Annotated in this window: 18 protein-coding genes; 5 read left to right on the top strand and 13 right to left on the bottom strand. The window is 61.7% G+C overall.

Going from position 1 to position 23048, the window contains the following annotated elements; all coding sequences use genetic code 11:
- Nucleotides 1-7: 7 nt before the first annotated feature.
- The 6 genes from iolD to AACY42_RS09165 form a co-directional block, all read right to left on the bottom strand.
- Nucleotides 8-1939 (bottom strand): 3D-(3,5/4)-trihydroxycyclohexane-1,2-dione acylhydrolase (decyclizing), encoded by a 1932-nt coding sequence (gene iolD, locus AACY42_RS09190; protein WP_339478761.1) that lies wholly within the window; start codon nt 1937-1939, stop codon nt 8-10.
- A 163-nt stretch (nt 1940-2102) separates the two neighbouring features.
- Nucleotides 2103-2924: a TIM barrel protein gene (locus AACY42_RS09185; protein ID WP_339478760.1), complete on the bottom strand. Its 822-nt coding sequence runs from the start codon at nt 2922-2924 to the stop codon at nt 2103-2105.
- Nucleotides 2925-2956: 32 nt separating this feature from the next.
- Nucleotides 2957-4459 (bottom strand): CoA-acylating methylmalonate-semialdehyde dehydrogenase, encoded by a 1503-nt coding sequence (locus AACY42_RS09180; protein ID WP_339478758.1) that lies wholly within the window; start codon nt 4457-4459, stop codon nt 2957-2959.
- Nucleotides 4460-4489: 30 nt separating this feature from the next.
- Nucleotides 4490-5299 (bottom strand): 5-deoxy-glucuronate isomerase, encoded by an 810-nt coding sequence (gene iolB / locus AACY42_RS09175; RefSeq protein WP_339478757.1) that lies wholly within the window; start codon nt 5297-5299, stop codon nt 4490-4492.
- Nucleotides 5296-6189, bottom strand: coding sequence for a myo-inosose-2 dehydratase (gene iolE / locus AACY42_RS09170; RefSeq protein ID WP_339478756.1), 894 nt, complete (start codon nt 6187-6189; stop codon nt 5296-5298). The genes iolB and iolE overlap by 4 nt, the downstream gene beginning before the upstream one ends.
- A gap of 223 nt (nt 6190-6412) precedes the next feature.
- Nucleotides 6413-8350 (bottom strand): bifunctional 5-dehydro-2-deoxygluconokinase/5-dehydro-2-deoxyphosphogluconate aldolase, encoded by a 1938-nt coding sequence (locus tag AACY42_RS09165; RefSeq protein ID WP_339478754.1) that lies wholly within the window; start codon nt 8348-8350, stop codon nt 6413-6415.
- Between the two features lie 312 nt (nt 8351-8662).
- Between AACY42_RS09165 and AACY42_RS09160 the strand changes: the two genes are divergently transcribed.
- Nucleotides 8663-9586, top strand: a complete 924-nt coding sequence (locus tag AACY42_RS09160) for a MurR/RpiR family transcriptional regulator (protein ID WP_014337867.1) — start codon at nt 8663-8665, stop codon at nt 9584-9586.
- 29 nt (nt 9587-9615) lie between these two features.
- On the top strand, nt 9616-10227 hold the full coding sequence (locus AACY42_RS09155) for a glutathione S-transferase (protein ID WP_339478753.1): 612 nt from the start codon (nt 9616-9618) through the stop codon (nt 10225-10227).
- Between the two features lie 152 nt (nt 10228-10379).
- Here AACY42_RS09155 and hcnC read toward each other — a convergent pair whose 3' ends face one another.
- From hcnC to hcnA, 3 genes are read right to left on the bottom strand one after another with little or no spacing between them, the layout of a single operon-like run.
- Nucleotides 10380-11639: a cyanide-forming glycine dehydrogenase subunit HcnC gene (gene hcnC / locus AACY42_RS09150; RefSeq protein ID WP_339478752.1), complete on the bottom strand. Its 1260-nt coding sequence runs from the start codon at nt 11637-11639 to the stop codon at nt 10380-10382.
- Complete coding sequence (gene hcnB, locus AACY42_RS09145) at nt 11632-13041, bottom strand: cyanide-forming glycine dehydrogenase subunit HcnB (protein WP_339478751.1); 1410 nt, start codon at nt 13039-13041, stop codon at nt 11632-11634. The genes hcnC and hcnB overlap by 8 nt, the downstream gene beginning before the upstream one ends.
- Nucleotides 13038-13364 carry a cyanide-forming glycine dehydrogenase subunit HcnA gene (gene hcnA / locus AACY42_RS09140; RefSeq protein WP_445261565.1) on the bottom strand — a complete coding sequence of 109 codons (327 nt, stop codon included), beginning with the start codon at nt 13362-13364 and terminating at the stop codon, nt 13038-13040. The genes hcnB and hcnA overlap by 4 nt, the downstream gene beginning before the upstream one ends.
- Before the next feature lie 277 nt (nt 13365-13641).
- On the opposite strand from hcnA, the gene AACY42_RS09135 reads away from it, so the two are divergent.
- Nucleotides 13642-14325, top strand: coding sequence for a response regulator transcription factor (locus AACY42_RS09135; RefSeq protein ID WP_339478749.1), 684 nt, complete (start codon nt 13642-13644; stop codon nt 14323-14325).
- Nucleotides 14303-15694, top strand: coding sequence for a sensor histidine kinase (locus tag AACY42_RS09130; RefSeq protein WP_339478747.1), 1392 nt, complete (start codon nt 14303-14305; stop codon nt 15692-15694). The genes AACY42_RS09135 and AACY42_RS09130 overlap by 23 nt, the downstream gene beginning before the upstream one ends.
- A 195-nt stretch (nt 15695-15889) precedes the next feature.
- Here the strand turns inward: AACY42_RS09130 and AACY42_RS09125 are convergent, their stop codons facing one another.
- The 4 genes from AACY42_RS09125 to AACY42_RS09110 all read right to left on the bottom strand — a co-directional run bounded on the left by AACY42_RS09125 (nt 15890) and on the right by AACY42_RS09110 (nt 20954).
- Nucleotides 15890-16138 carry a DUF1652 domain-containing protein gene (locus AACY42_RS09125; RefSeq protein ID WP_339478746.1) on the bottom strand — a complete coding sequence of 83 codons (249 nt, stop codon included), beginning with the start codon at nt 16136-16138 and terminating at the stop codon, nt 15890-15892.
- 239 nt (nt 16139-16377) lie between these two features.
- Nucleotides 16378-17862, bottom strand: coding sequence for a helix-turn-helix transcriptional regulator (locus AACY42_RS09120; RefSeq protein ID WP_339478745.1), 1485 nt, complete (start codon nt 17860-17862; stop codon nt 16378-16380).
- A 234-nt stretch (nt 17863-18096) separates the two neighbouring features.
- Nucleotides 18097-19380 carry a Zn-dependent hydrolase gene (locus AACY42_RS09115; protein WP_339478743.1) on the bottom strand — a complete coding sequence of 428 codons (1284 nt, stop codon included), beginning with the start codon at nt 19378-19380 and terminating at the stop codon, nt 18097-18099.
- Between the two features lie 89 nt (nt 19381-19469).
- Nucleotides 19470-20954, bottom strand: a complete 1485-nt coding sequence (locus tag AACY42_RS09110) for an NCS1 family nucleobase:cation symporter-1 (RefSeq protein WP_339478742.1) — start codon at nt 20952-20954, stop codon at nt 19470-19472.
- Nucleotides 20955-21567: 613 nt separating this feature from the next.
- On the opposite strand from AACY42_RS09110, the gene hydA reads away from it, so the two are divergent.
- The gene (gene hydA, locus AACY42_RS09105; RefSeq protein ID WP_339478741.1) at nt 21568-23007 is read left to right on the top strand and encodes a dihydropyrimidinase; all 1440 of its coding nucleotides are present in this window, start codon (nt 21568-21570) and stop codon (nt 23005-23007) included.
- Nucleotides 23008-23048 lie beyond the last annotated feature (41 nt).

Below are 23048 nucleotides of genomic sequence, written 5' to 3'. Positions count from 1 at the left end.
GGGGCAATCAGTACTGACGGGCCTTGGCCAGTCGTTCATTGAGGGTCTTGGCGACTGCATCGGTGCGGGCGCTGGTGGAGACTTGCGCCACGCCGACTCGCCACCACGACAGGTACTTGTGGATCATGGTCTTGGGCAGGACCTTGATGTCGATCAGCGTCGAGACGCTCTGGCGCCGCGCATCGGCCAGGGCCGCGCGCAGCTCGTCGAGGGTCTTGACCTTGTAGGTCTTGCAGCCGTAGGCCGCGGCGCTCATGGCGAAGTCCACCGGCACGAAACCGCCGTCGAGCTTGCCGGTGTCCGGGTTGCGAAAGCGGAACTCGGTGCCGAAGCTGTCCATGCCGTGTTCCATTTGCAGGTTGTTGATGCAACCGAACGTCATGTTGTCCAGCAGCACCACATTGATCTTGCGGCGTTCCTGAATCGAGGTCGCCAGCTCCGAGTGCAACATCATGTAGGAACCATCGCCCACCAACGCATAGACCTCTTTGTCGGGCTCGGCGAGTTTCACCCCCAGCGCCGCATTCACCTCGTAGCCCATGCACGAATAACCGTACTCGACGTGATAGGTGTTCTCCCCCTTGCTGCGCCAACTGCGCTGCAAGTCGCCGGGCAGGCTGCCAGCCGCGGCGACGATGATGGCGTCATCCGCCAGGTTTTGGTTGAGGGTGCCGAGCACGCGGCTCTGGGTCAGGCAGGAACCGGTGAGCTCGATGAATTCGCGAAACACCGCCGGGTCCATGTGGTCGTTGATTTGCGGGACAAAATCCTCGGTCTGGAAGTCCGCCTGATAGATCCGGTCCACTTCCGCGTCGAGCTGGGCCTTGGCATCGGCGATCTGTGCGCCCCATTCGGCGCGATAGTCGCCCATCGCGGCAGACAGTGCCTCCAGCCCCGAACGGGCGTCGGCCAGCAGTTGCACGCCGTCGAGCTTCAAGGCATCGCAGGGGCTGATGTTGAGATTGAGGAACTGCACATCGGGGTGCTGAAACAGCCATTTCGATGCCGTGGTGAAATCACTGTAGCGGGTGCCAATGCCGATGATCAGGTCGGCTTTCTTGGCCAGCAGGTTTGCCGCCAGACAACCGGTTTCACCGACGCCGCCGACGTTCAGCGGATGACTGGACACCACCGCGCTCTTGCCCGCCTGGGTCTCGGCGAACGGAATATCGAAGCGCTCGGCAAAGGCCTGCAACGCGGCGTTGGCCCCGGCGTAGCGCACGCCGCCGCCACAAATAATCAACGGCTGGCGCTTGCCCTTGAGCAGCGTCAGGGCATCACCGAGCATCGCCTCGGTGGCCGGACGACGGTCGATGCGATGGACACGCTTTTGCAGGAAGTAATCCGGGTAATCGTAGGCTTCGGCCTGTACGTCCTGGGGCAAAGCCAGGGTCACCGCGCCGGTTTCGGCCGGGTCGGTCAGTACGCGCATCGCATGGATCGCAGCGGTCATCAGTTGCTCGGGGCGGTTGATGCGATCCCAGTACTTGCTCACAGCCTTGAAGGCATCGTTGGTGCTGATGCTCAGGTCGTGGAACTGCTCGATCTGTTGCAGCACCGGGTCCGGCTGACGACTGGCGTAGACGTCGCCGGGCAACAACAGCAATGGGATACGGTTGGCCGTCGCGGTGGCTGCGGCGGTCAGCATGTTCGCCGCACCGGGCCCCACCGACGAGCTGCAGGCGTAGATCTTGCGCCGCAGATGCTGCTTGGCAAAACCGATGGCGGCATGGGCCATGCCTTGCTCGTTACGACCCTGGTGAACCACCAGGTCGCCGCTGTCCTGCTCCAGCGCCTGGCCCAGGCCCAGCACATTGCCGTGGCCGAAAATGGTAAAGACCCCGGCGACGAACTTGCTCTGGACGCCATCGACCTCGATGTACTGGTTATCGAGGAATTTCACCAGGGCCTGGGCCATGGTCAGTCGTGTTGTGGTCATGCTTGCACCTTGTCTGGAATGCAAATTTGCGGCTGACTCAGTCCACTGTGGGAGCGAGCCTGCTCGCGATAGCGGTGTGTCAGGCGCCTATGCGTTGAATGTGCTACCGCCATCGCGAGCAGGCTCGCTCCCACAGGAGGGCTTCATCATTTTGATAACGGTGTCATGCCTGTGAGCTTTGCAGATGGTTCATGCTCGCCCCCAACGCCTGGCGGATGTCGACTAGGTCATGGACGCTCTCGGCGAACGGTTCGAAAGACAGGTAGCCCTCGTAGCCTCCGGCCCGCAACGCCTGGATCTGTACGGCGTTGCCGAGGATGTCGGCCTCGCCCACCAGCACCCGGTGGCCGTCGCGGATCGTCGCCAGCGGCGCCTGGGCATCCTCGACGCCGGAGATGTGCACCAGCCCGGTCAGCTCGGGGAAGAACGCCTGCTCGCCCGCTAAATGATGGTGAAAGGTGTCATGCACCAGGCGGAACACATCCAGCCCGCCAATGCTCTTGATCGCTTCCACCGCCGTGCGCTTGCGGCGCAACGAGCACTCTTCGAAACCCAGGGGTTCAATGAACCCGTAGATGCCGAAGGCGCGCAGGATCGGGGCCAGCTCACTAAGGGCCGTACGCAGCCCCGCCGCGCGTTCAGCCTCGCTGCGCAGGTCGGCGCGATCATTGAGCGGGCACATCACCAGCCCCTCGGCGCCGCATTCACGGGCGTAATCGGCCAACCGCACGGCCTGGACACGCCGCTCTTCGTTCCACACGTCAAAGGGGTACAGGGCGTTGATCGACAGCACCTTGATGCCGCGCGCCTCGCACAACTCGCGCACCCGGGCCGGCGGCATGCCGTCTTCGATCTCGACGCCCTTCAGATCGTTGCGGATCTCGATGGCGTCGGTTTTCAATGCCAGGGCCAGGTCGATGAATGCGGGCAGTGACAAGCGTGGCGCAACCATTCGGTTCAAGGCAAAACGCAGGGGTTTGTTCATTGTTGTTCTCCCTCCGGCACTCATAAAAAAGGTTATTGGGCCGTCGGCATGCTGAACTCAGGCCCCTTGGCGATGCTGTCGGGCCAGCGCTGCATCACGCTTTTGTAGCGGCTGTAAAAGCGTAGGCCTTCTTCACCGTAGGCATGGTGATCGCCAAACAACGAACGCTTCCAACCACCAAAGGAGTGCCAGGCCATGGGCACCGGAATCGGCACGTTGATGCCCACCATGCCGACCTTGATGCTGCGGGCGAACGCCCGGGCAATGCCGCCGTCACGGGTGAAGCACGACACACCGTTGCCGAACTCATGGGCGTTGATCAGCGCCACCGCCGTGGCGAAATCCGGTACGCGAACGATCCCCAGCACCGGGCCGAAAATTTCTTGCTGGTAGATGCTCATCTCGGTGGTGACCTGGTCGAACAGCGTCGCGCCGACAAAGAAGCCCTGCTCGGCCCCGGGCACCTTGAAACCACGGCCATCGACGATCAGCCGAGCGCCCTCGGCCACGCCGGCGTCGATGAAGCCTTCGACCTTGGCCTTGTGCTCGGCGGTGACCAGCGGCCCCATGTCGGTGCCGGGCTGCTGACCGTTGCCGATCTTCAGTTGGTCTATTCGGGGCAACAGTTTGGCAATCAATTCATCGCCCACATCACCCACTGCCACGGCAATGGAAATCGCCATGCAGCGCTCACCGGCCGAGCCGTAGGCGGCACCGATCAAGGCATCCGCCGCTTGGTCGAGGTCGGCGTCTGGCATGACGATCATGTGGTTCTTGGCCCCGCCCAAAGCCTGCACACGCTTGCCGTGCGCCGTGCCCTGCTGGTGGATGTACTCGGCAATTGGCGTTGAGCCGACAAAGGAAATCGCTTCGATGTCCGGGTGCTGCAACAGTGCATCCACCGCCACCTTGTTGCCCTGGACCACGTTGAACACACCGTCCGGCAAGCCGGCTTCGGTCAGCAAACGGGCCATCAGCAAACTGGCGGACGGATCGCGTTCCGAAGGCTTGAGGATGAAGCAGTTGCCGGCGACCAGCGCCAGGGGAATCATCCACAACGGCACCATCACCGGGAAGTTGAACGGCGTGACGCCGGCGCAAACGCCCAGGGGTTGGCGCAGGTTCCAGTTGTCGATGCCGCCACCGATGTTGTCGCTGAAATCGGTCTTGAGCAGGTTCGGCGCACCGCAGGCGTATTCGACAATCTCGATGCCACGGGTGACTTCGCCGTGGGCATCGGACAGCACCTTGCCGTGTTCACGGCTGATGATCTGCGCCAGTTCGTCGTGGTGACGGTCCAGCAGCTCCTTGAACTTGAACATCACCCGCGAGCGACGCAATGACGACTGCTCGGACCAGGCCGGGAACGCCGCCAGCGCCGAGGCCACTGCCGCGTCGACGGTGCCCCGCTCGGCCAGGGCCACCCGGGCCTGCACCGCGCCGGTGGCCGGGTTGAAGACATTGCTAAACCGCGTGCTGTCGCGGTCCTGCACGTGGCCGTTGAGGTAATGGCCTACTACCGGGGCGTCACTCATTGTTCTTGTTCTCCGTGCGAATGTTGGAAATCAGAGGTCCAGCAGCCAGCTGTGCTGCGGATCGTTATGGAACTGCCAGACCCGCTTCGGTCCGGCCATGACGTTCAGGTAATACGACTCGTAACCGTAGGGCACGCTGACCGGGTGATAGCCCTTGGGCACGACCACCAGGTCGCTGTTCTCCACGGCCATGGCCTGGTCGATGCAGCGGTCGTCGGTGTAGACCCGCTGGAACACGAAGCCTTGGGACGGGTTGACCTGGTGGTAATAGGTTTCCTCCAGGAAGCTCTGGTGCGGCAGGTCGTCGGTGTCGTGCTTGTGCGGCGGGTAGCTCGACGAGTGCCCCGACGGCGTACGCACTTCCACCACCAGCAGTGAATGGGCCGGTTCGCTGTCCGGCAGGATGTCGCAGACATAACGGGTGTTGGCGCCCTTGCCGCGCACGCTGCGCTTGATGCTGTCCGGGCGGATCAACCGTGGGCCATAACTGTTCTGCGCAGACCCCGGCGCGGCGCACACGGCAATCTGTACATCGCTCAACGCGGTGACCTGGGCCTGGCTGCCGGGCGGCAGGTAAGCGGCATACGGTGACTTGTCCTCGAACACCGACTGGCGATCACCGAGGTTGTCCCAATCGAAGGCCCCCTGCCCCGGTGCTTCGCCCTTGAGGCCGATGCGACCACTGAGCAGCACCAGGCACAGCTCCTTGTCACCGGCGGCCACCGGCAGGGTTTCGCCGAGGCTCAGGCGGTAGGCGGCGAACCCGACGTATTGCAGCTCACCTGCCGGCAACTGGACCATGGTTCGGCCGCTGGAATGGCTCTTGATCAACAGGCTCATGACGGGCTCCTTTCTTGCAGCAAGGCACGCAGGGTGTCGTAGCCCTTCTTGGCGTAGGCATAACTCGGTGCTACCGCCGGGTCCTGCTCGGCCTCCACCACCAACCAGCCTTGATAGTCGCCGGCCAGCAGCACATCGAGCAACGCAGCGAAGTCGATGTCGCCATCCCCCGGCACGGTGAAGGTGCCGTTGATGATGCAGTCGGGAAAGCTCCAGAGGTTATTGCGCGCCAGTTGCACCACCGGTTTGCGCACGTCCTTGAAGTGCACATGGCAGACCCGCTCAATGTGTTTGCGCAGCACCTGCAACGGTTCGCCACCGCCCATGTAGCAGTGGCCCGAGTCGAACAGCAGGCCCACTTCGCTGCCGGTCAGGGCCATCAGCTTGTCGATGTCCGAGGGCGACTCGACGTAGGCGCCCATGTGGTGGTGATAGGCCAGGCGCACGCCTTGGGACAAAGTGAAGCGCGCCAGTTCGGTGAGTTTGTCGGCATAGGCTTGCCAGGCACCATCGGTATGGAAACGCGGCCGCTCGATCAGCGCAATCCGCTGGCCCTGGATCGAATCGGCGACTTCACCATAGACCAGCACCTTGGCGCCGTTCTGTGCCAGCAGTTCGACGTGACTGGCGATCGCGTCGATTTCTTCGGCCGCCGAACGCCGGGCCAAGCGACTGGAATACCAACCGGAGACCAGCGCCAGGTCATAGGGGCGCAGCACATCGCCGACACCCTTGGCATCCTTGGGGAACTTGCCGTTGAGCTCAAAACCTTCGTAACCGATTTCCTTGCCTTCACTCAGCGCCGTGCTCAACGGCGTCTCGCCGCCCAACGACGGCAAGTCATCGTTGCTCCAGGAAATCGGGTTGATGCCAATTCGAATAGCGGGCATGGCTGCACCTTTTATTGTTGTCTCTAATGTTCAACCGATCACCTGTGGCCAGAGATTGCTCCCGCTCGGCTGCGCCCTGTAGGAGCTGTCGAGTGCAACGAGGCTGCGATCTTTCCAATACCAATTGAGTCGAGAGCGAACGATCAAGATCAAAAGATCGCAGGCTTCGCCAGCTCCTACAGCGTCCAGCGCAAGCAATCGCTGAGCACAAAAGCCCTGTACATCAAGCACGGGCACTGCGCCACGCCTCGATCAACTCCACAAACCTGCCCTGCACCTGCCGGATCAGCGTTTCATCATCGATTTCCCCGGCCAGCCAGGCCCGGCTCGGTTCCTGGAAGATCGTGCGACCCACGGCAAAACCGCGGCAGGTGGTGCTCTGGCTGGCCTGACGGAAGCCTTCGGCCAGGACGGCGGCCGGGGCATTGAGGCCCAGCAAGACCACGCCGCGGCAATACGGGTCGCGTTGCTGGATCAGCTCATCGAGCTGTTTCCATTCCTCCGCGCTCTGGGCTTCGATCTTCCACCACGCGGGAAAAATACCCAGGTTATAGAGGCGCTTGAGGGCACGATAAAGCACGTCCGGGTGCGGCGATGGATGATCCTTGGGCGCAATGACTTCCAGCAGCAATTCATGGCCGCTGACCTGGGAAGCCTTGTACAACCCCATCAATTGCGCTTCCTGCTCCAGACGCAGCAGTGGTTCGTCATCAGGGTGAAACTGCACCAGGCACTTGATGATCTGTTCCTGTGGCCAGGCGATCAGGTTGCTGCCAATGGAGCGCCCGTGTTCGAACGCCAGTGGCCGCGAACCCTGCACTTCCACCGGCCGCGCCACCCACCAGCCACGTCCGGTGGCAGCGTTCAGCGAGTCCTGGCCGAAGCGTTGGTCGGCCAACAGACCGACGTCGGCCTCGATGCCTTGGCGTTGCAAGTCGGCTTCGACCCGCTCCACCGCCTGGATGAACAGTTGTTTGAGGTCACCGATGCAGCTCAGGTCGCGGCCGCCCTTCTGGGCCAGCTCCACCAGTTGCCAGCGATGGTCGAAAGCAAAGATAAACAGTTGTTTCCAGGCCTTGCGGGGCACGCTGACCTGGTGCAGCCGTTGCAGCACGACATCCTGGTCCGGCCGGGTGATCGGCACCGGGCTCTTGAATAAATAGTCGAGCTCGGCCCGGGTCGGCATCGCCGGGGCACAGGCATGGCGCGACACCACCAGGCCGCCGCAGGCATTGGCCAACTGACAGCAGCGCTCATCGCTGGCGTCCTCCAGCCAACCGGCGAGGAACCCCGACATGAATGCATCACCGGCGCCTAATACATTCAAGACCTCGACCCGGACGCCAGGGTAAAGGGCCCCGTCTTCAAGGCGGGCCGGGATGGCGCCATGAATCACCGTGCAACCTTGCGGGCCAAGCTTGACCACCAGGGTCGCCGCCGTCAGCGAGCGCACGGTGCGCAAAGCGCTCAGCAGGTCTTCGCTGCCGCCGGCGATCAGGAATTCTTCTTCAGTGCCAACAATGAGGTCGAAACGCGGCAGAATGCCTTGCACATGCTGACTGACCTTCTGGTCGGCGACAAAACGGGTTTCCCCGTCAGCCTTGCCTGCCAGGCCCCAGAGCACCGGCCGATAGTCGATGTCCAACACGCATTTGACGTTGTGCTTCTGAGCGTAATCCAGCGCCTGGACACTGGTCTTGTAGACGCCATCGGTAGAGAAATGGGTGCCGGTGATCAGCAAAGCCTTGCTGGAGGCAATGAAGGTTTCATCGATGTCTTCGGTGCGCAACGCCATGTCGGCGCAATTTTCCCGGTAGAACACCAGCGGAAAGGTTTCCCGGTCCTTGATCCCCAGCAAGACCATGGCCGTCAAGCGCTCGGGATCGACCTTGATGCCACTGACGTCGCAGCCTTCGCGCGCCAGGGACTCCACCAGGAAGCGGCCCATGTGGTCGTCCCCTACTCGGCTCAACATCGCCGACCGGAGCCCCAGGCGTGCCGTACCGAAGGCGATGTTGGCCGACGAACCACCGAGGTACTTGGCGAAGCTTGCGACATCCTCCAGGCGCGCGCCGACTTGCTGCGCGTAAAGGTCCACGCCCAGGCGTCCCAGGCAGATCACATCCAATTGACGCCCACTGGCAAAACGAGTCTGGCCCATGCTGGCTCCTGTTATTTTTATCAGCCTGCGCTTGTCACCGGAACCGGCGCCAACGCTGTTGGTGAATGCAGACTAAAACGAGCGGCGCGCAACAATCAATAATTATTCTATAATTTTTCAATGTGGAATATTTTTTCCAGAGCGCCCTAACCGAAGCGAGCCAGGCGCAGTGCATCGTTTCAGCACCTGCTGCAACATTTGTCCACCCATGATTTTCCCTGCGCCTACGCTGTAGACTGCGACCAGCCAACCTATTGTCGAGGGCCGGCCTTTTTCGGGCCGCCCTATAAGAACAAGCCAGAAGGATTTTCTATGACCCGCCCCGATGATCTGCCGGCGCCGTCCGAGAGCGCGTCCGAACCCGCCCTCTCGAGCCCACCGATCAATGCCGAGCGCCTGCTGCAACTGATCACCGATGAATACGAAAGCCTGCCGCGCCAGCTCAAACGCATTGCCAGCTACATGAGCCAGCAGAGCGACCGGATCATGGTCGACCGTATCAGCGACATCGCCCGGGAATGCGAAGTGCACCCCTCGGCCATCGTCAGGTTTTCCCAGCGTTTCGGCTTCAGCGGGTTCAGCGAAATGCAGGCGTTGTTCCGCGAGGCCTACACCCACAAGACCACCCCGGTGCAGAACTACCAGCAGCGCATCCGCAGCATGATCGCCAATAAGTCGCAGAAAGCCAGCGGCGGCGACCTGGCCCGCGAATGCGTCAACGCAACCCTGTCGGGCATCGAGCGCCTGGGGCTGGAGCTGGACGACCAGGCGTTCGAAAAGGCCGTGGACCTGGTGGTCAACGCCGACAACATCTACGTGGTGGGTGTGCGCCGCTCGTTCGCAGTCGCCGATTACCTGGTCTACAACCTGCAACACACCAATAAACGCATTCACCTGGTGTCCGGCCTGGGGGGCAGTTACCGCGAGCAGATGCGCAGCGTGCGCGCCAACGACCTGGTCATCGCCATCAGCTTCACGCCCTATGGCAAGGAAACCCAGCACTGCCTGCGCATTGCCCAGCACCACCAGGCCAAGACCCTGATTATCACCGACAGCAACCTGTCGCCGCTGGCCAAACGGGCCAACGCGGTGTTGCTGGTCAACGAAGGCAGTTCGTTCGCCTTCCGTTCGTTGAGTGCCACGTTGTGCCTGTGCCAGGCGTTGTTCATCGCGGTGGCTTACCGACTGGAACTCAAGGTGGATGAAATCCATGAACAGGTCGGGTTCGAGGATTAACACCCACAAGATTTTCTAAAGGAGAAGTCATGAAACTGATCGGCATGCTGGACTCGCCCTATGTGCGGCGCGTCGCCATTTGCGCCAAATGCCTGGGGGTTAAGCTGGAGCAAGAGCCCGTTTCGGTGTTCAGGCATTTTGAACAGTTCCAGCGCATCAACCCGGTGGTCAAGGCCCCGACCCTGGTGCTGGACGACGGCAACGTGCTGATGGACTCCACATTGATCATCGAGTACCTGGAGGCCCTGGCCGCGCCGGGAAACAGCTTGATGCCGGCCGACCTTGGGCAGCGGGTGCGCGCACTGCGCCTGATCGGTTTGGCCATGGCGGCGTGCGAGAAGTCGGTGCAGATCTACTACGAACGCAACCTGCGACCGACAGAGATCCAGCACGCCCCCTGGGTTGAACGCGTGGAAGGCCAACTGGCGGCGGCTTATGGCATGCTGGAGCAGGAACTGGAAAAGCAGCCGTTGGGCACTGATGGCACACTCGATCAGGCCGGCATCACCGTGGCAGTGGCCTGGAGTTTCACCAACCTGGTGGTGCCAGACCAGCTGCAGGGCAAGCCGTTCCCGTTGATCAGCGCGTTTACGGCCTATGCCGAAGGGTTGGAGGCGTTTGTCGGTACGCCGATGGAATAACAGCCGAGCGCGGTGTCTGTGGGAGCGAGCTTGCTCGCGATAGCGGTGTATCAGTCAACATTGCTGCTGGCTGACCTGACGCTTTCGCGAGCAAGCTCGCTCCCACAGGACTTTGTGGTGGATGCGGGTTCTGTAGCCCCCACAGGATTTGCTCAGACCAATTCCATTTCCTTGGGCTTAACCGTCGGCGCCACCTCGAAGCGAGCTTCCAGGAACGGCGTGATGTCCACCGGCAATGGCTCGTTGTTCACCAGCTTATCCAGCAGCACCCCGGTGATGGCCGAGGTCAGGATGCCGGTGCGGAAATGCCCACAGGCATTGAGATAGCCTTGCACCCCGCGCATCGGCCCCAGGATCGGCAATTCATCAGGTGACCCCGGGCGCAGGCCGGCCCAGGTCCGCTTGAGGTTGATGTCGACCAGTTGCGGGATACACCGCACCGCGCCTTGCACCAGCCCTTCGATCTCGGGATAGGTCGTGGTCACGTCGAAGCCTTTGTCTTCGGTGGTGCTGCCAATGAGGATCTCACCGTTGTCTTTCTGCGCCACATAGCAGTCGCTGGTGGTCAGGCAGCCGTTGAGGATCTTCGGCATGCGCTCGGTCAGCAGGATCTGCCCCTTGACCGGTTTGACCGGAATCCGCACGCCAGTGGCCTGCTCACTCAGGTCCGCCGCCCAGGCACCGGCTGCGTTGATCAGGGTCCGGCAGTTGAACGTCCCCGCCTCGGCGGTTTTCACGCCTGTCACCCGCGTACCGCTGCGCAGCACCTCGGTCACGCTGGTGTTGAAGAACAGGTCGACGCCGTTCTGCCGGGCGCCTTCGGTGTAGGCGTCGGCCAGACGGAACGGGCTGACCTGGTGATCGCAGAGAAACTCCAGCGCCCCTAAGGCTTCATGGCTGACGTTCGGCTCCGCCTCACGCAGGGCAGCCTGGTCAAGCCAGCGCACCTGGTCCGCCAGGTGAGGAATGCAGGCGACGATGTGCTCGGCGTACAAACGGTCTTCATCGTCGTAGATCACGAACTTGAGCCCGGTCTCCTCGAACTTGAAATCCATGCCATGGTTGTCGATCAACTCGCGGTGCAACTGCGGATACATCGCGTTGGACTGCAAGGCGAAATCAAAGAACGACTGGGGCAGGATGTGTGGCGTGCTGGCGTCCACCGCCACGGCGGCGCCCTGGGTCTGGCGCTTGCGGTTGGCCGACATCATGCGAAAGAAGATCACCCCGCAGCCCAGGCCCACCGACTCGCCGATGGCCCACAGGCCGCCGGCAGACGCACGGGTCGCGTTGCCGGGACGCTTGGCGTCGATCAGGGCGACTTTCAGGTGTTTGCGCTTGGACAGTTGATAGGCACAGGAGGCCCCGATCACACCGCCACCGGCGATCACCACGTCATAGTCCTTAATCATGGGAAACGGCCTCCATGCCGACATTCTGGAACGCTGAAAAGGGAATCGGATCGATGGGAAAACGCGGCCGCAACCACCCTACGTCGGCACGCCCGGTGGCCTCGCGCAAGCGGTCGCTGCAGTAACCGACGCACATCCGCCCCTGGCAATCGCCCATGCTCACGCGGGTGCGCATCTTCAGACTGGCCATGTCTTGCACGCCTTGCTCCAGCGCCCGGTCGATGTCGGCGCGGGTGGCGTGCTCGCAGCGGCAGATCACCGTATCGGCGGCTGGCAACGCGGTTTGCCCGGCGCCACGCTGGGTGTAGCGATCCACGGCGGCACGAAAGCGGATGATCCGGTCCAGTTGCGCCTGGTAGCGTTCGCGGCGCGCCATGGCCGTGGACGGATCCAGCACGTTGCGTTGCATCAGGATCGACAGCGCTGCGATGCGCCCACTGAGCATGGCGGCTTCACCGCCGCGAATCCCGCCCATGTCGCCGGCCAGGTGAATGTGCGCTTCACTGCTCTGTTGCCAGGCATCGGACACGGCCCGCAAATAGCCGTCGTCGCTGAAACCGTGCTCCAGGCCCATCTGCTGGCTCAATTGAGTCCGCGGGATAAACCCGTAGCCGACTGCCAGTGTCTGGGCCGGTACCTGTTCAGCGCGTTTGAGATCGGGTTCCCAGGTCGTGGAATAAGGCGCCACGGTAACGACGCTCAACTCACCCTCGCCGTCAGCCTGCACCACGCCCCAGCCATAGCGCACGGGAATACGATTGAGCTTGAGGTAGGCCAGCATGCTCAGGCCTTCGAGAAACAGTTGCGGCTTGTTCAGCAACGCCAGGCTTTCCTTGGCGATCCGGCCGAACGCACAGGCCTCAAACACCCCCGCCACCGCCACGCCCGAAGCGTGCAGTTGGCAAGCCACCAGTGGCAGCAACGGACCGGTGCCAGCGATCACCACCGGGCTCGGCGGCTTGACCACACCGCTCTTGATCTGCAATTGCAGGCCGCCAAGCATCATCACGCCTGGTAGGGTCCAACCAGGAAACGGCACGCTGCGTTCATGACAACCGGCCGCCAGGACCAGATGGGAATAGGCGACCTCGCCCAGGCGTTCGTCGGCATCGAGCAGCATCAGCGCCCGGAAACCTTCGGCACCGATGACACGGCTGCTCAATCGCACGTCGATCAGGCCGGCGTGTTGCTGGAATTCACGGTGGAGTTTCTCCAGGGCTTCGCTGTAGCGCGGGCCCAGGTAATCCAGGCGCACGCCATCGCGCAACGGTCCGCGATACACCACGCCACCCAGGCGCGGCGCTTCTTCGAGCAAGGTGCAGCGCACGCCATGGGAGGCCAGTTCAATGGCTGCGGCCATGCCCGCCGGCCCACCGCCGACAATCACCGGATCGAGGCTCATGGTGCCTCCGTTTCGGTGATGCGGTTGACCCGGGTTTCGATCTGCATGCCGGGGCGTACCAAAGTCTGGCAGGCGCGGCGCTTGTGGCGACCGTCGATCTTGACCAGGCAGCATTGGCACACGCCCATGCCGCAGTACGCGCCGCTGATCTGGTCGTGATCGTTGCGGGCCACCTGACGTTGCCCCAGGGACTGGATGACGGTGAGGACGGTTTCACCATGGGCAGCGCTGACAGCCAGCCCGTCCAGGCGCACCGTCATGTCGGCCTGGGCCAGCGGCTGGATATCGAATTTTCGGCGTAGAAGGTCTGAAGGTTGCATCATACTGCTCTTCCTTGAAGATTCTGTGGGGGGCTCGGCTCCTTGCGGCACACCATCACCGGCTCGCATTAATACCCGACCGCGACAGCGCGCCAAAGCAGGGCAGCAGGCGCAACATGATAGTGCACACGAAATTTATATTAGGGCTTATTTGTGACCAAGTGTTGATCCAGGCCAGCGAATCGGCTCGTCGGCTCATGAACTTTTTTTCAGAAAGCCGACAGGCATTCTTTGGCACAATGTTGCGCAATAGCACCAACTTCCCCACACGGTACCGCCCATGAACCGCATTCTGACCATCGAAGACGACGCAGTGACCGCCCGTGAAATCGTTGCCGAGCTGACCCGCAACGGCCTGGACGTCGATTGGGTCGACAACGGCCGCGAAGGCCTGGAACGGGCGGTGAGCGGCGACTACGACCTGATCACCCTGGACCGCATGCTGCCCGAGCTCGACGGCCTGGTGATCGTCACCACGCTGCGCACCATGGGCGTGGCCACGCCGATCCTGATGATCAGTGCCCTCTCCGACGTGGACGAGCGGGTCCGTGGCCTGCGGGCCGGCGGCGACGATTACCTGACCAAGCCGTTCGCCACCGACGAAATGGCCGCCCGGGTCGAAGTGCTGCTGCGGCGCAACAATGGCGCCCGCGAGCCGGAAACCGGGCTGCGGGTGGCTGACCTTGAGTTGAACCTGATCAGCCGCGAAGCCAGCCGAAAAGGGCAACTGCTCAGCCTGCTGCCCACCGAATACAAGCTGCTCGAATTCCTGATGCGCAACAGCGGGCAGATCCTCTCGCGCATGATGATTTTCGAGGAAGTCTGGGGCTATCACTTCGACCCCGGCACCAACCTGATCGACGTCCACATCGGTCGCCTGCGCAAGAAAATCGACCCGCCGGGCCAGGAACCGCTGATTCGCACGGTGCGGGGTTCCGGCTATGTCATTGCTGAACCCTGCTAAGGGCTGGCGCTCCTCCAGCAGCCGCCTGTTGGCGCTGTACAGTTCACTGTTCGTGATCTGGAGCGCGATTCTGATGGGGGTGATGTATTACGAAGTGTTCGGCTACCTCGACAGCTTGGCCAAGCACTCCCTGATGCAGCGCCAGCATCTGTTCGCCCGGATCCACGGCGATCAACTGGAAGATGCGCTCATGGCCAGCCTGACACTGGACGAGCGCGGCGTTGACACCTACGGGTTGTTCGATCCGCAACTGCACCACTTGAGCGGGCCGATCATGCGGATTCCGGCGGACCTGCCGTTGGATGGCAAGATCCACATGCTCGGCGGTTGCGTCGATTCCGAGGACCCGAGCGTGCCTTCCGACAGTTGTGACGCAGTGGCGACCCGGACCCAGGACGGTCGCTGGCTGGTGTTGGCGCGGGACAATGGCTCGCTGTTCGCCGTGACCCGCATCATCTTGCACGCACTGTTCTGGGGTGTATCGCTCACAATTCTGCCGGGGATCGCCGGCTGGCATCTGCTGCGTCGCCGACCGTTGCAGCGGATTCGCAAACTGCAGGCCAGTGCCGAAGCCATCGTTGCCGGCGACCTGACCCATCGCCTGCCACTGTCGAGCCGGCGTGATGAATTGGACATGCTGGCGGCGATCGTCAATGCCATGCTCGACCGCATCGAACGCTTGATGAATGAAGTCAAGGGCGTGTGCGATAACATCGCCCACGACCTGCGCACCCCATTGACGCGTCTGCGCGCCCAACTGTATCGCATCCAGCAGCAAGCGCCGGACGGCTCGCCCGAGGCCCTGCAAATGGACCAGGTGATCGCCGAAACCGACACCCTGATGGCGCGGTTTCGGGGGTTGTTGCGGATTTCCGAGCTGGAAGACCAGCAGCGGCGCTCGGGCTTCGTGCGCCTCGACCCGTTGCAGTTATTGCAGGAGCTGCATGACTTTTACCTGCCGCTGGCCGAGGAAGGCGAACTGACCTTCATCCTCGAGGTACCTGATGCGCTGCCCCTGCTCAACGGCGACCGGGCATTATTGTTCGAGGCCATATCGAACCTGCTGAGCAACTCCATCAAGTTCACTCCGCCGGGAGGCACCGTGATTCTGCGTGGGGTCGATCAGGGCGACAGCACCCGCATCGAAGTGCTCGATTCGGGCCCGGGCATCCCCGAGGCGGAGCGCAAGGCCGTGTTTCGCCGCTTCTACCGCGCCGAGGGCAGCAGCCAGCACGGCGGATTCGGCCTGGGCCTGTCAATTGTCGCGGCGATCATCAATCTGCATGGGTTTACGCTGGAGGTGGGCAGCAGCCAACACGGCGGCGCGCGCCTGGTGCTCGATTGCCGCGCGACGTTGCTCCCGCCATAGGGCCGGAGCAACCCTGGCGAGTGAAGGAGCCACGTAGGACCTGCGTAGAAGCCGCGTAGGAGCTGTCGAGTGCAACGAGGCTGCGATCTTGCTCCAGACAATTGAGTCGAAAGTGAAAGACCAAGACCAACGGCCAAAACCAAAAGATCCCAGGCTTCACCAGCGCCTACAGAGGTTGAGGTGCCAGGTCTTTATTCATGCCGGATCACTGCGATGCAGCGGGATGTTTTCCAGCTCATAGCGCAGCTCGTCGATCAACTTGGCGATGCGCTCTTCCGAGCGGACACTGTCGACGCTCATACCACTGACCACCAGGTCCACCTCCCCGCTCTCACGGTGATACAAGCGCACGGTGAGGGTGCCGTCGCCATTGAGGCTGCATTCGCAGGCCAGCGGCGTGAAGCTTTCTTCGAGGCGGGCGCGCAAAGGGGCCAGATGGGTCATGCGATGCACCTCAGCCCTGGGGGCGCAAATGAACGGTGGACGGCGCCGGCCTCCTGGCCCGCGTAGACATCCTGTCGCTCTCATACTGGGCTCGTTCGCTGCACATTGTGGCGTATTCCTTGACTGTTTCGTGGGGGTACGACATCACAGACGATGTCGCACACTGACAGCCTAAGGAACCGCCCATCCAGGCAAAACCCGAATTTGCACCAGCATGCCCAGTGCATTTGCACTGGCTATCATGGTGCCTTCATTCGCCATTCATTCGCGAACAAACCCCGCTCCCGCGCCCAGACAATCGCCTCACTGCGGCTATGAACATCCAGTTTCGAATACAGCGTAGCCACGTGATTGCGCACGGTATTAGGCGCCAGCTTCAGGCGCGCGGCGATTTCCTTGTCTGCCAGACCTTCGCAAATCAGCCCCAGTACGTCCCGCTCCCGGGCTGTCAGCTCGGTGAATGACACACTGGGCACCTGAGCGTTGATGCTCTTCACATTAGCCAATTTTTCAATCAAGGTCCGACTGAACCAGGAAGCGTCTTTCATTACCTCTTCGATTGCCGCCACCAACTCCAGCTCCGAGCGTTTGCGCTCGGTGATGTTCATCAGCACCAGCAGATAGCAAGGCTTGTCCTGGATGAGCACCGTATCGGCGGCAACCTCACAGTCGATGAGTTCGCCGCCCTTCTTGTGCACCTTGACGTCGACACTTGAAACAGCGGCAGCCTTTTCCAACCGGGCAAACAGCGCGGCGCTGGCGTCCTTGTCGAGAAAGCCGATTTCCTCCACGGTTTTGCCCAACAGTTCTTCGCTGGCGTAACCGGTGGTCTGGAGAAACGCCTCGTTGATTTCCAACAACTGCTGTTCGGCGCTGCACACCAGGGTGGGCACGGGCGACAGGCGGAACGACTTGGCAAAGCGCTCCTCGCTCTGGCGCAGCGCCGTTTCTGCCTTGCGTCGCGGCTCCATGTCCATGAAGGAAAACAACATGCAGTCTTCGTCGTGCAGGTCCAGTGGCTGGCCGGCGACGATCACCTGCTTGCTGGTGCCATCGGGCAATTTCAACTCGGCCGGCATTTGCGGAATGGTCGCGCCCTGCCCCAGACGCTCGATGGCCAGGTCGCGTTTCTCGGCGGCTTCGAGCACATCCAGCTCATACACCGAACGCCCGATCACCTGCTCGCGGCTGTAGCCGGTCATCTCCAGGAACCCCGGATTGACCTTGATATAACGCAGGTCACTGAGGCGACAGATCACCGCCGGTGCAGGGTTGGCGCCGAAGGTTTTCTCGAAGCGCTGCTCGGCGCTGGCCCAATCGGTGGCATCGCTGAGGATCAGCACGAGAAGCTCCGGCTCGCCGTTGCGGTCGGCCAGCACCATGCTGCGGATCCGCTGAACCCAGGTGCGATCCGGGGCGGCCTGGGGCGTGACTTCCACTAGCACATCGCTGAACTCATCGCCACGGGCAACCCGGGCGATGGGGTAGTTGTCCTCGCACAGCGGGTGGTTGTTACGATAACGCAGGTTGAAACGCTGGGCATATTGCCGGGCCGTAGTGCCCAACTCGCTGAGGTCCTCGACCCCGTGCATCGCCAAGGCCGCCGCGTTGGCCCAGGCAATGGTCTGGTCGACCTCGATCAACATCACCCCGTCGGACAGCCCGGCAATGATCTGCAGTAATTGACGCCGGTTGGTATCGGTGGTCAGAACTTGCTGATTCATTGGGTCTCCATGTAGTCGCAAGCGCATGGAAATTACGACCACCCGCAGTGACGACACGTTCCCGTAGGATCTGTCGAGAGCAACGAGGCCGCGATCTTTCCAAGACCCATTGAGTCCAGAGCGAAAGATCCAGAGCAAAAGATCGCAGGCTTCGCCAGCTCCTACATATGAACGCGTTCCCCTGTAGGAGCTGTCGAGTGCAACGAGGCTGCGATCTTTTAATCCTGAAGCCCGTCACGCCGCCATACGCCCCTCGGCAATCGCCTGGGAGGCGGCCAGCATCGCTCTCAGCAGCACCGCGCAGCCGGCGGCGAGGTCGTCGGGGGTGGCGTTTTCGATTTCGTTGTGGCTGATGCCGCCTTCGCACGGCACAAAGATCATCCCGGCCGGGCCAAGTTCGGCGAGAAAGATCGCGTCATGGCCGGCACCGCTGACGATGTCCAGATGGGACAGGCCCAGGCCTTGGGCCGCGCCGCGTACGGCGTCGACGCAGCCCTTGTCGAAATAAAGCGGCGGGAAGTCGGCGGTGGGTTTCAAATCGAAGGTCAGGCCGTGCTGCTGGCTGGTGTCTTCGATCACCTGCTTGACCTCGGCGATCATCGAATCCAGCCGTGCCGGTTCCAAGTGACGAAAATCCAGGGTCATGCGCACTTCACCGGGGATGACATTGCGCGACCCCGGATAGGCTTGCAGGCAACCAACCGTGCCGCAGGCATGGGGTTGATGACCCAGGGCTGCGCGGTTGACGGCACCGACGATGATCGAGGCGCCCACCAGGGCGTCCTTGCGCAGGTGCATCGGGGTCGGGCCGGCGTGGGCTTCGACGCCGCGCAACGTCAGGTCGAACCACTTCTGCCCCAACGCGCCCATCACTACGCCGATAGTCTTGCCTTCGTCTTCGAGGATCGGCCCCTGCTCGATGTGCGCCTCGAAATACGCTCCCACCGGATGTCCACTGACCGGGCGCGAACCCGCATAACCGATGGCATTGAGCGCCTGGCCCACGCTGATGCCCTCGGCGTCGACCTTGGCGAGGGTTTCTTCGAGGGTGAATTTTTCCGCGAACACGCCGGAGCCCATCATGCACGGGGCGAAACGCGAGCCCTCTTCGTTGGTCCACACCACCACTTCCAGCGGTGCTTCGGTTTCGATGTTCAGGTCATTGAGGGTGCGCAGCACCTCCAGCCCGGAGAGCACGCCAAAGCAGCCGTCGAACTTGCCACCGGTGGGCTGGGTGTCGATGTGGCTGCCGGTCATCACTGGCGGCAGGTTCGGATTGCGCCCAGGGCGACGGGCAAAAATATTGCCCACCGCATCGACGCTGACGGTGCAGCCCGCCGCCTGGGTCCATTGCACGAATAGGTCGCGGGCCTGGCGATCGAGGTCGGTCAGGGCCAGCCGGCAGACTCCGCCCTTGACCGTGGCACCGAGCTGGGCCAGGTCCATGAGTGATTGCCACAGGCGGTCGCGGTTGATGTGCTGATGGGTGGATTGCAAAACGTCGATGGCTGCGTTCATGGGGATCTCCTTCGGGCAGTTCTCTCAATGTCAACGTGGTCCAGTGTGGGAGCAGGCTTGCCCGCTCCCACAGGAACCGCATTCATCTGTTATTGCAGCGGTGACTTGGCGACAGCCGGGCTGGCCCCCTGCATACTGCACAACCCGTAATAAATCAGCCCGCCCAGCGCCGAGCCGGTGAACCAGCCGTAGCTGTAGAACCAACTGAACGCATCGCTGCCCAGTGACAACAGCGTCAGCACCACCGGCACGCCAAAGGCGATGAAGCCGTTCCAGTTCCACGCCGGGTAAACGTCGTCGCGGTACAACCCGGCCAGGTCCAGCTGCTGTTTCTTGATCAGGAAATAATCCACCACCATGATCCCGGCAATCGGTCCCAACAGGCTCGAATAACCCAGCAGCCAGTTGGAATAGACCGACTCAAGGCTGACCTCGGACACGATCAGGCCGAGTTTCTTCAGCAGTTCGTGGGCCATCAGCCCCAGTCCCACCAGCCCGGTGAGCATCACCGCCTTGGTACGGCCGATCAGTTTCGGCGCCAGGTTCTGGAAATCGTTGGTGGGCGAGACAATGTTGGCGGCGGTGTTGGTCGAGAGCGTGGCGACAATGATCAGCACCATCGCCAGGGCCACCCATGCAGGGCTCTGGATGTGCCCGATCAAGGTCACCGGGTCGGAGACGGTCACCCCCACCAGCTTTTCCGAGGCCGCGGTCATGACCACGCCGAGGGAAGCGAACAGGAACATGGTCAATGGCAGGCCGATGATCTGCCCCACGATCTGGTCTTTCTGACTCTTGGCATAACGGCTGAAGTCAGGAATATTCAACGACAAGGTGGCCCAGAAACCGACCATGGCCGTCAGCCCGGCAAGGAAATAGCTGGTCACGCCGGCACCTTCGGGACGCTTGGCCGGAACCGCCATCAGTTCAGTCATCGAAACGTTGGGTAACGCCCATAGCAACAGCCCCGCCCCCACCAACACCAGCAGTGGCGCAGACACGGTTTCCAGCCACTTGATCGACTCGGCACCGCGCAGCACCACCCACAGGTTGATGACCCAGAACACCATGAAGCCGATCACTTCGCCGGTGCCCCCCAGGCTCTTCCAGCCTTCGAATACCGAGCCGAGTAACAGGTGGATCGCCAGCCCGCCGAACATGGTCTGGATCCCGAACCAGCCACACGCCACCAGGGCGCGGATCAGGCACGGCACGTTGGAGCCAATCACGCCGAAGGATGAGCGCAACAGCACCGGAAACGGAATGCCGTACTTGGTCCCGGCAAAGGCGTTCAGGGTCAGGGGGATCAACACGATGATGTTGGCAAACAGTATCGCCAGCAGCGCCTCGCCTACCGTCAAGCCGAAATAGGCGGTGAGCACGCCGCCGAGGGTGTAGGTCGGCACGCAGATCGCCATGCCCACCCACAATGCGGTGATGTGCCATTTGTTCCAGGTTCGCTCGTGCACCTGGGTCGGCGCGATGTCGTGGTTATAACGGGGGCTGTCGAGGACGTCGTTGCCGGCTTCAAGCTCGAACAACCCGTCGCGCTCAGTCACTGTTGATCTGGTCATGTCCGCTCCACTGTTTTCATTATTTTTGCTCATCGACTGGCGATGGCCGGAGTACTTGCACGCATGCTACCGACACCCCCGCCAGACCACGACGGCACTCAATAACCGTGCCGAATAACGCGCCGAGCTGACCGGACGATCGATATAACCTTCTCAAACATTTGATATCTAAAGATTTAAAGCCAATTAACCACTCTGCTTCACTTCGTGCTCATCGACTTGAGGCTAGATGACCTGCACGTCCTGTCGAGTTCGAGATTCAAAGTGGTGCACCCCGAATCAAGGCGAGGTGTCTGGACCGCACTTCAAGCGCTTTCAAGACGCTGATTTACCATGATAAATCTCGCTCAAATATCGATCCTGTCAAGTGCGTCAAAATGGTGAACACGCTCACCATTTTGGTGACTTTATAATTTAATCCTTTAAATTCAGTTACTTAATAATCGAACAAACTTATAAAAAATAATCTTGCTCATTTCAACAACTCCAGCTAGCGTCTAATCCTGACAATCGTGACAAGAATACAAATCTGCACGACGTCGTCACCTAACAACCGTGATCGATAAAACATAAAGAACCGGCAACAGTCGGTCATGCCTGCGAGGAACTCGGAATGTCTCTGTTGATCCGTGGTGCCACCGTTATTACCCATGATGAAAGTTATCGCGCCGATGTGTTGTGTGCCGACGGCGTGATCAAGGCCATTGGTGAAAACCTGGAGGTTCCGGCCGGCGTCGAAGTACTCGATGGCAGCGGCCAATACTTGATGCCCGGCGGCATCGACCCCCATACGCACATGCAGTTGCCGTTCATGGGCACGGTGGCCAGTGAAGACTTCTTCAGCGGCACGGCGGCAGGCCTCGCCGGCGGCACCACCTCGATCATTGACTTCGTGATTCCCAACCCCCAGCAGTCGCTGATGGAAGCCTTTCATCAATGGCGTGGCTGGGCCGAGAAAAGCGCCAGCGACTACGGTTTTCACGTGGCAATCACCTGGTGGAGCGAGCAGGTCCGCGAAGAAATGGCCGAGCTGGTCAACCATCACGGCGTGAACAGCTTCAAGCATTTCATGGCTTACAAGAACGCAATCATGGCCGCCGACGACACCTTGGTGGCGAGCTTCGAGCGCTGCCTGGAACTGGGCGCGGTGCCCACCGTGCACGCGGAGAACGGCGAACTGGTCTATCACCTGCAGCGCAAGCTGCTGGCCCAGGGCATCACCGGGCCCGAAGCCCACCCGTTGTCACGCCCCTCGCAAGTGGAAGGCGAAGCCGCGAGCCGCGCCATTCGGATTGCCGAAACCCTGGGCACGCCGCTGTACCTGGTGCACGTGTCCACCAAGGAAGCCCTGGACGAGATCACCTACGCCCGCAGCAAGGGCCAACCGGTCTACGGTGAAGTACTGGCCGGCCACTTGCTGCTGGACGACAGCGTCTATCGCGACCCGGACTGGCAGACCGCCGCCGGCTACGTGATGAGCCCGCCCTTCCGCCCACGGGGGCATCAGGAAGCACTCTGGCACGGCTTGCAGTCTGGCAACCTGCACACCACCGCCACCGACCATTGCTGCTTCTGCGCCGAACAGAAAGCTGCCGGCCGTGACGACTTCAGCAAGATCCCCAACGGCACCGCCGGCATCGAGGACCGCATGGCGGTGCTTTGGGACGAAGGGGTCAACAGCGGCAAATTGTCGATGCAGGACTTCGTCGCCCTCACCTCCACCAACACCGCGAAAATCTTCAACCTCTATCCACGCAAGGGAGCTATCCGCGTCGGTGCCGATGCCGACCTGGTGCTTTGGGACCCGCAAGGCAGTCGCACGATTTGCGCCAAGACCCACCATCAGCAAGTGGACTTCAACATCTTCGAAGGCAAGACCGTGCGCGGCGTGCCCAGCCACACCATCAGCCAGGGTCGGCTGATGTGGGCCGATGGCGACTTGCGGGCCGAGCGCGGCGCCGGGCGCTACGTCGAACGGCCGGCGTATCCGGCGGTGTTCGATTTGCTGAGCAAGCGGGCGGAGTTGAATAAGCCAACGGCTGTGAAACGCTGAAATCCAGGCCTTCGGCCTTCGCGAGCAGGCTCGCTCCCACA

The organism is Pseudomonas sp. RL_5y_Pfl2_73 (genome assembly GCF_963970515.1).
Classification (GTDB): Bacteria; Pseudomonadota; Gammaproteobacteria; order Pseudomonadales; family Pseudomonadaceae; genus Aquipseudomonas.
Note: the sequence above shows the minus strand (reverse complement) of the source record. Positions and strands in the feature narration are given on the sequence as shown.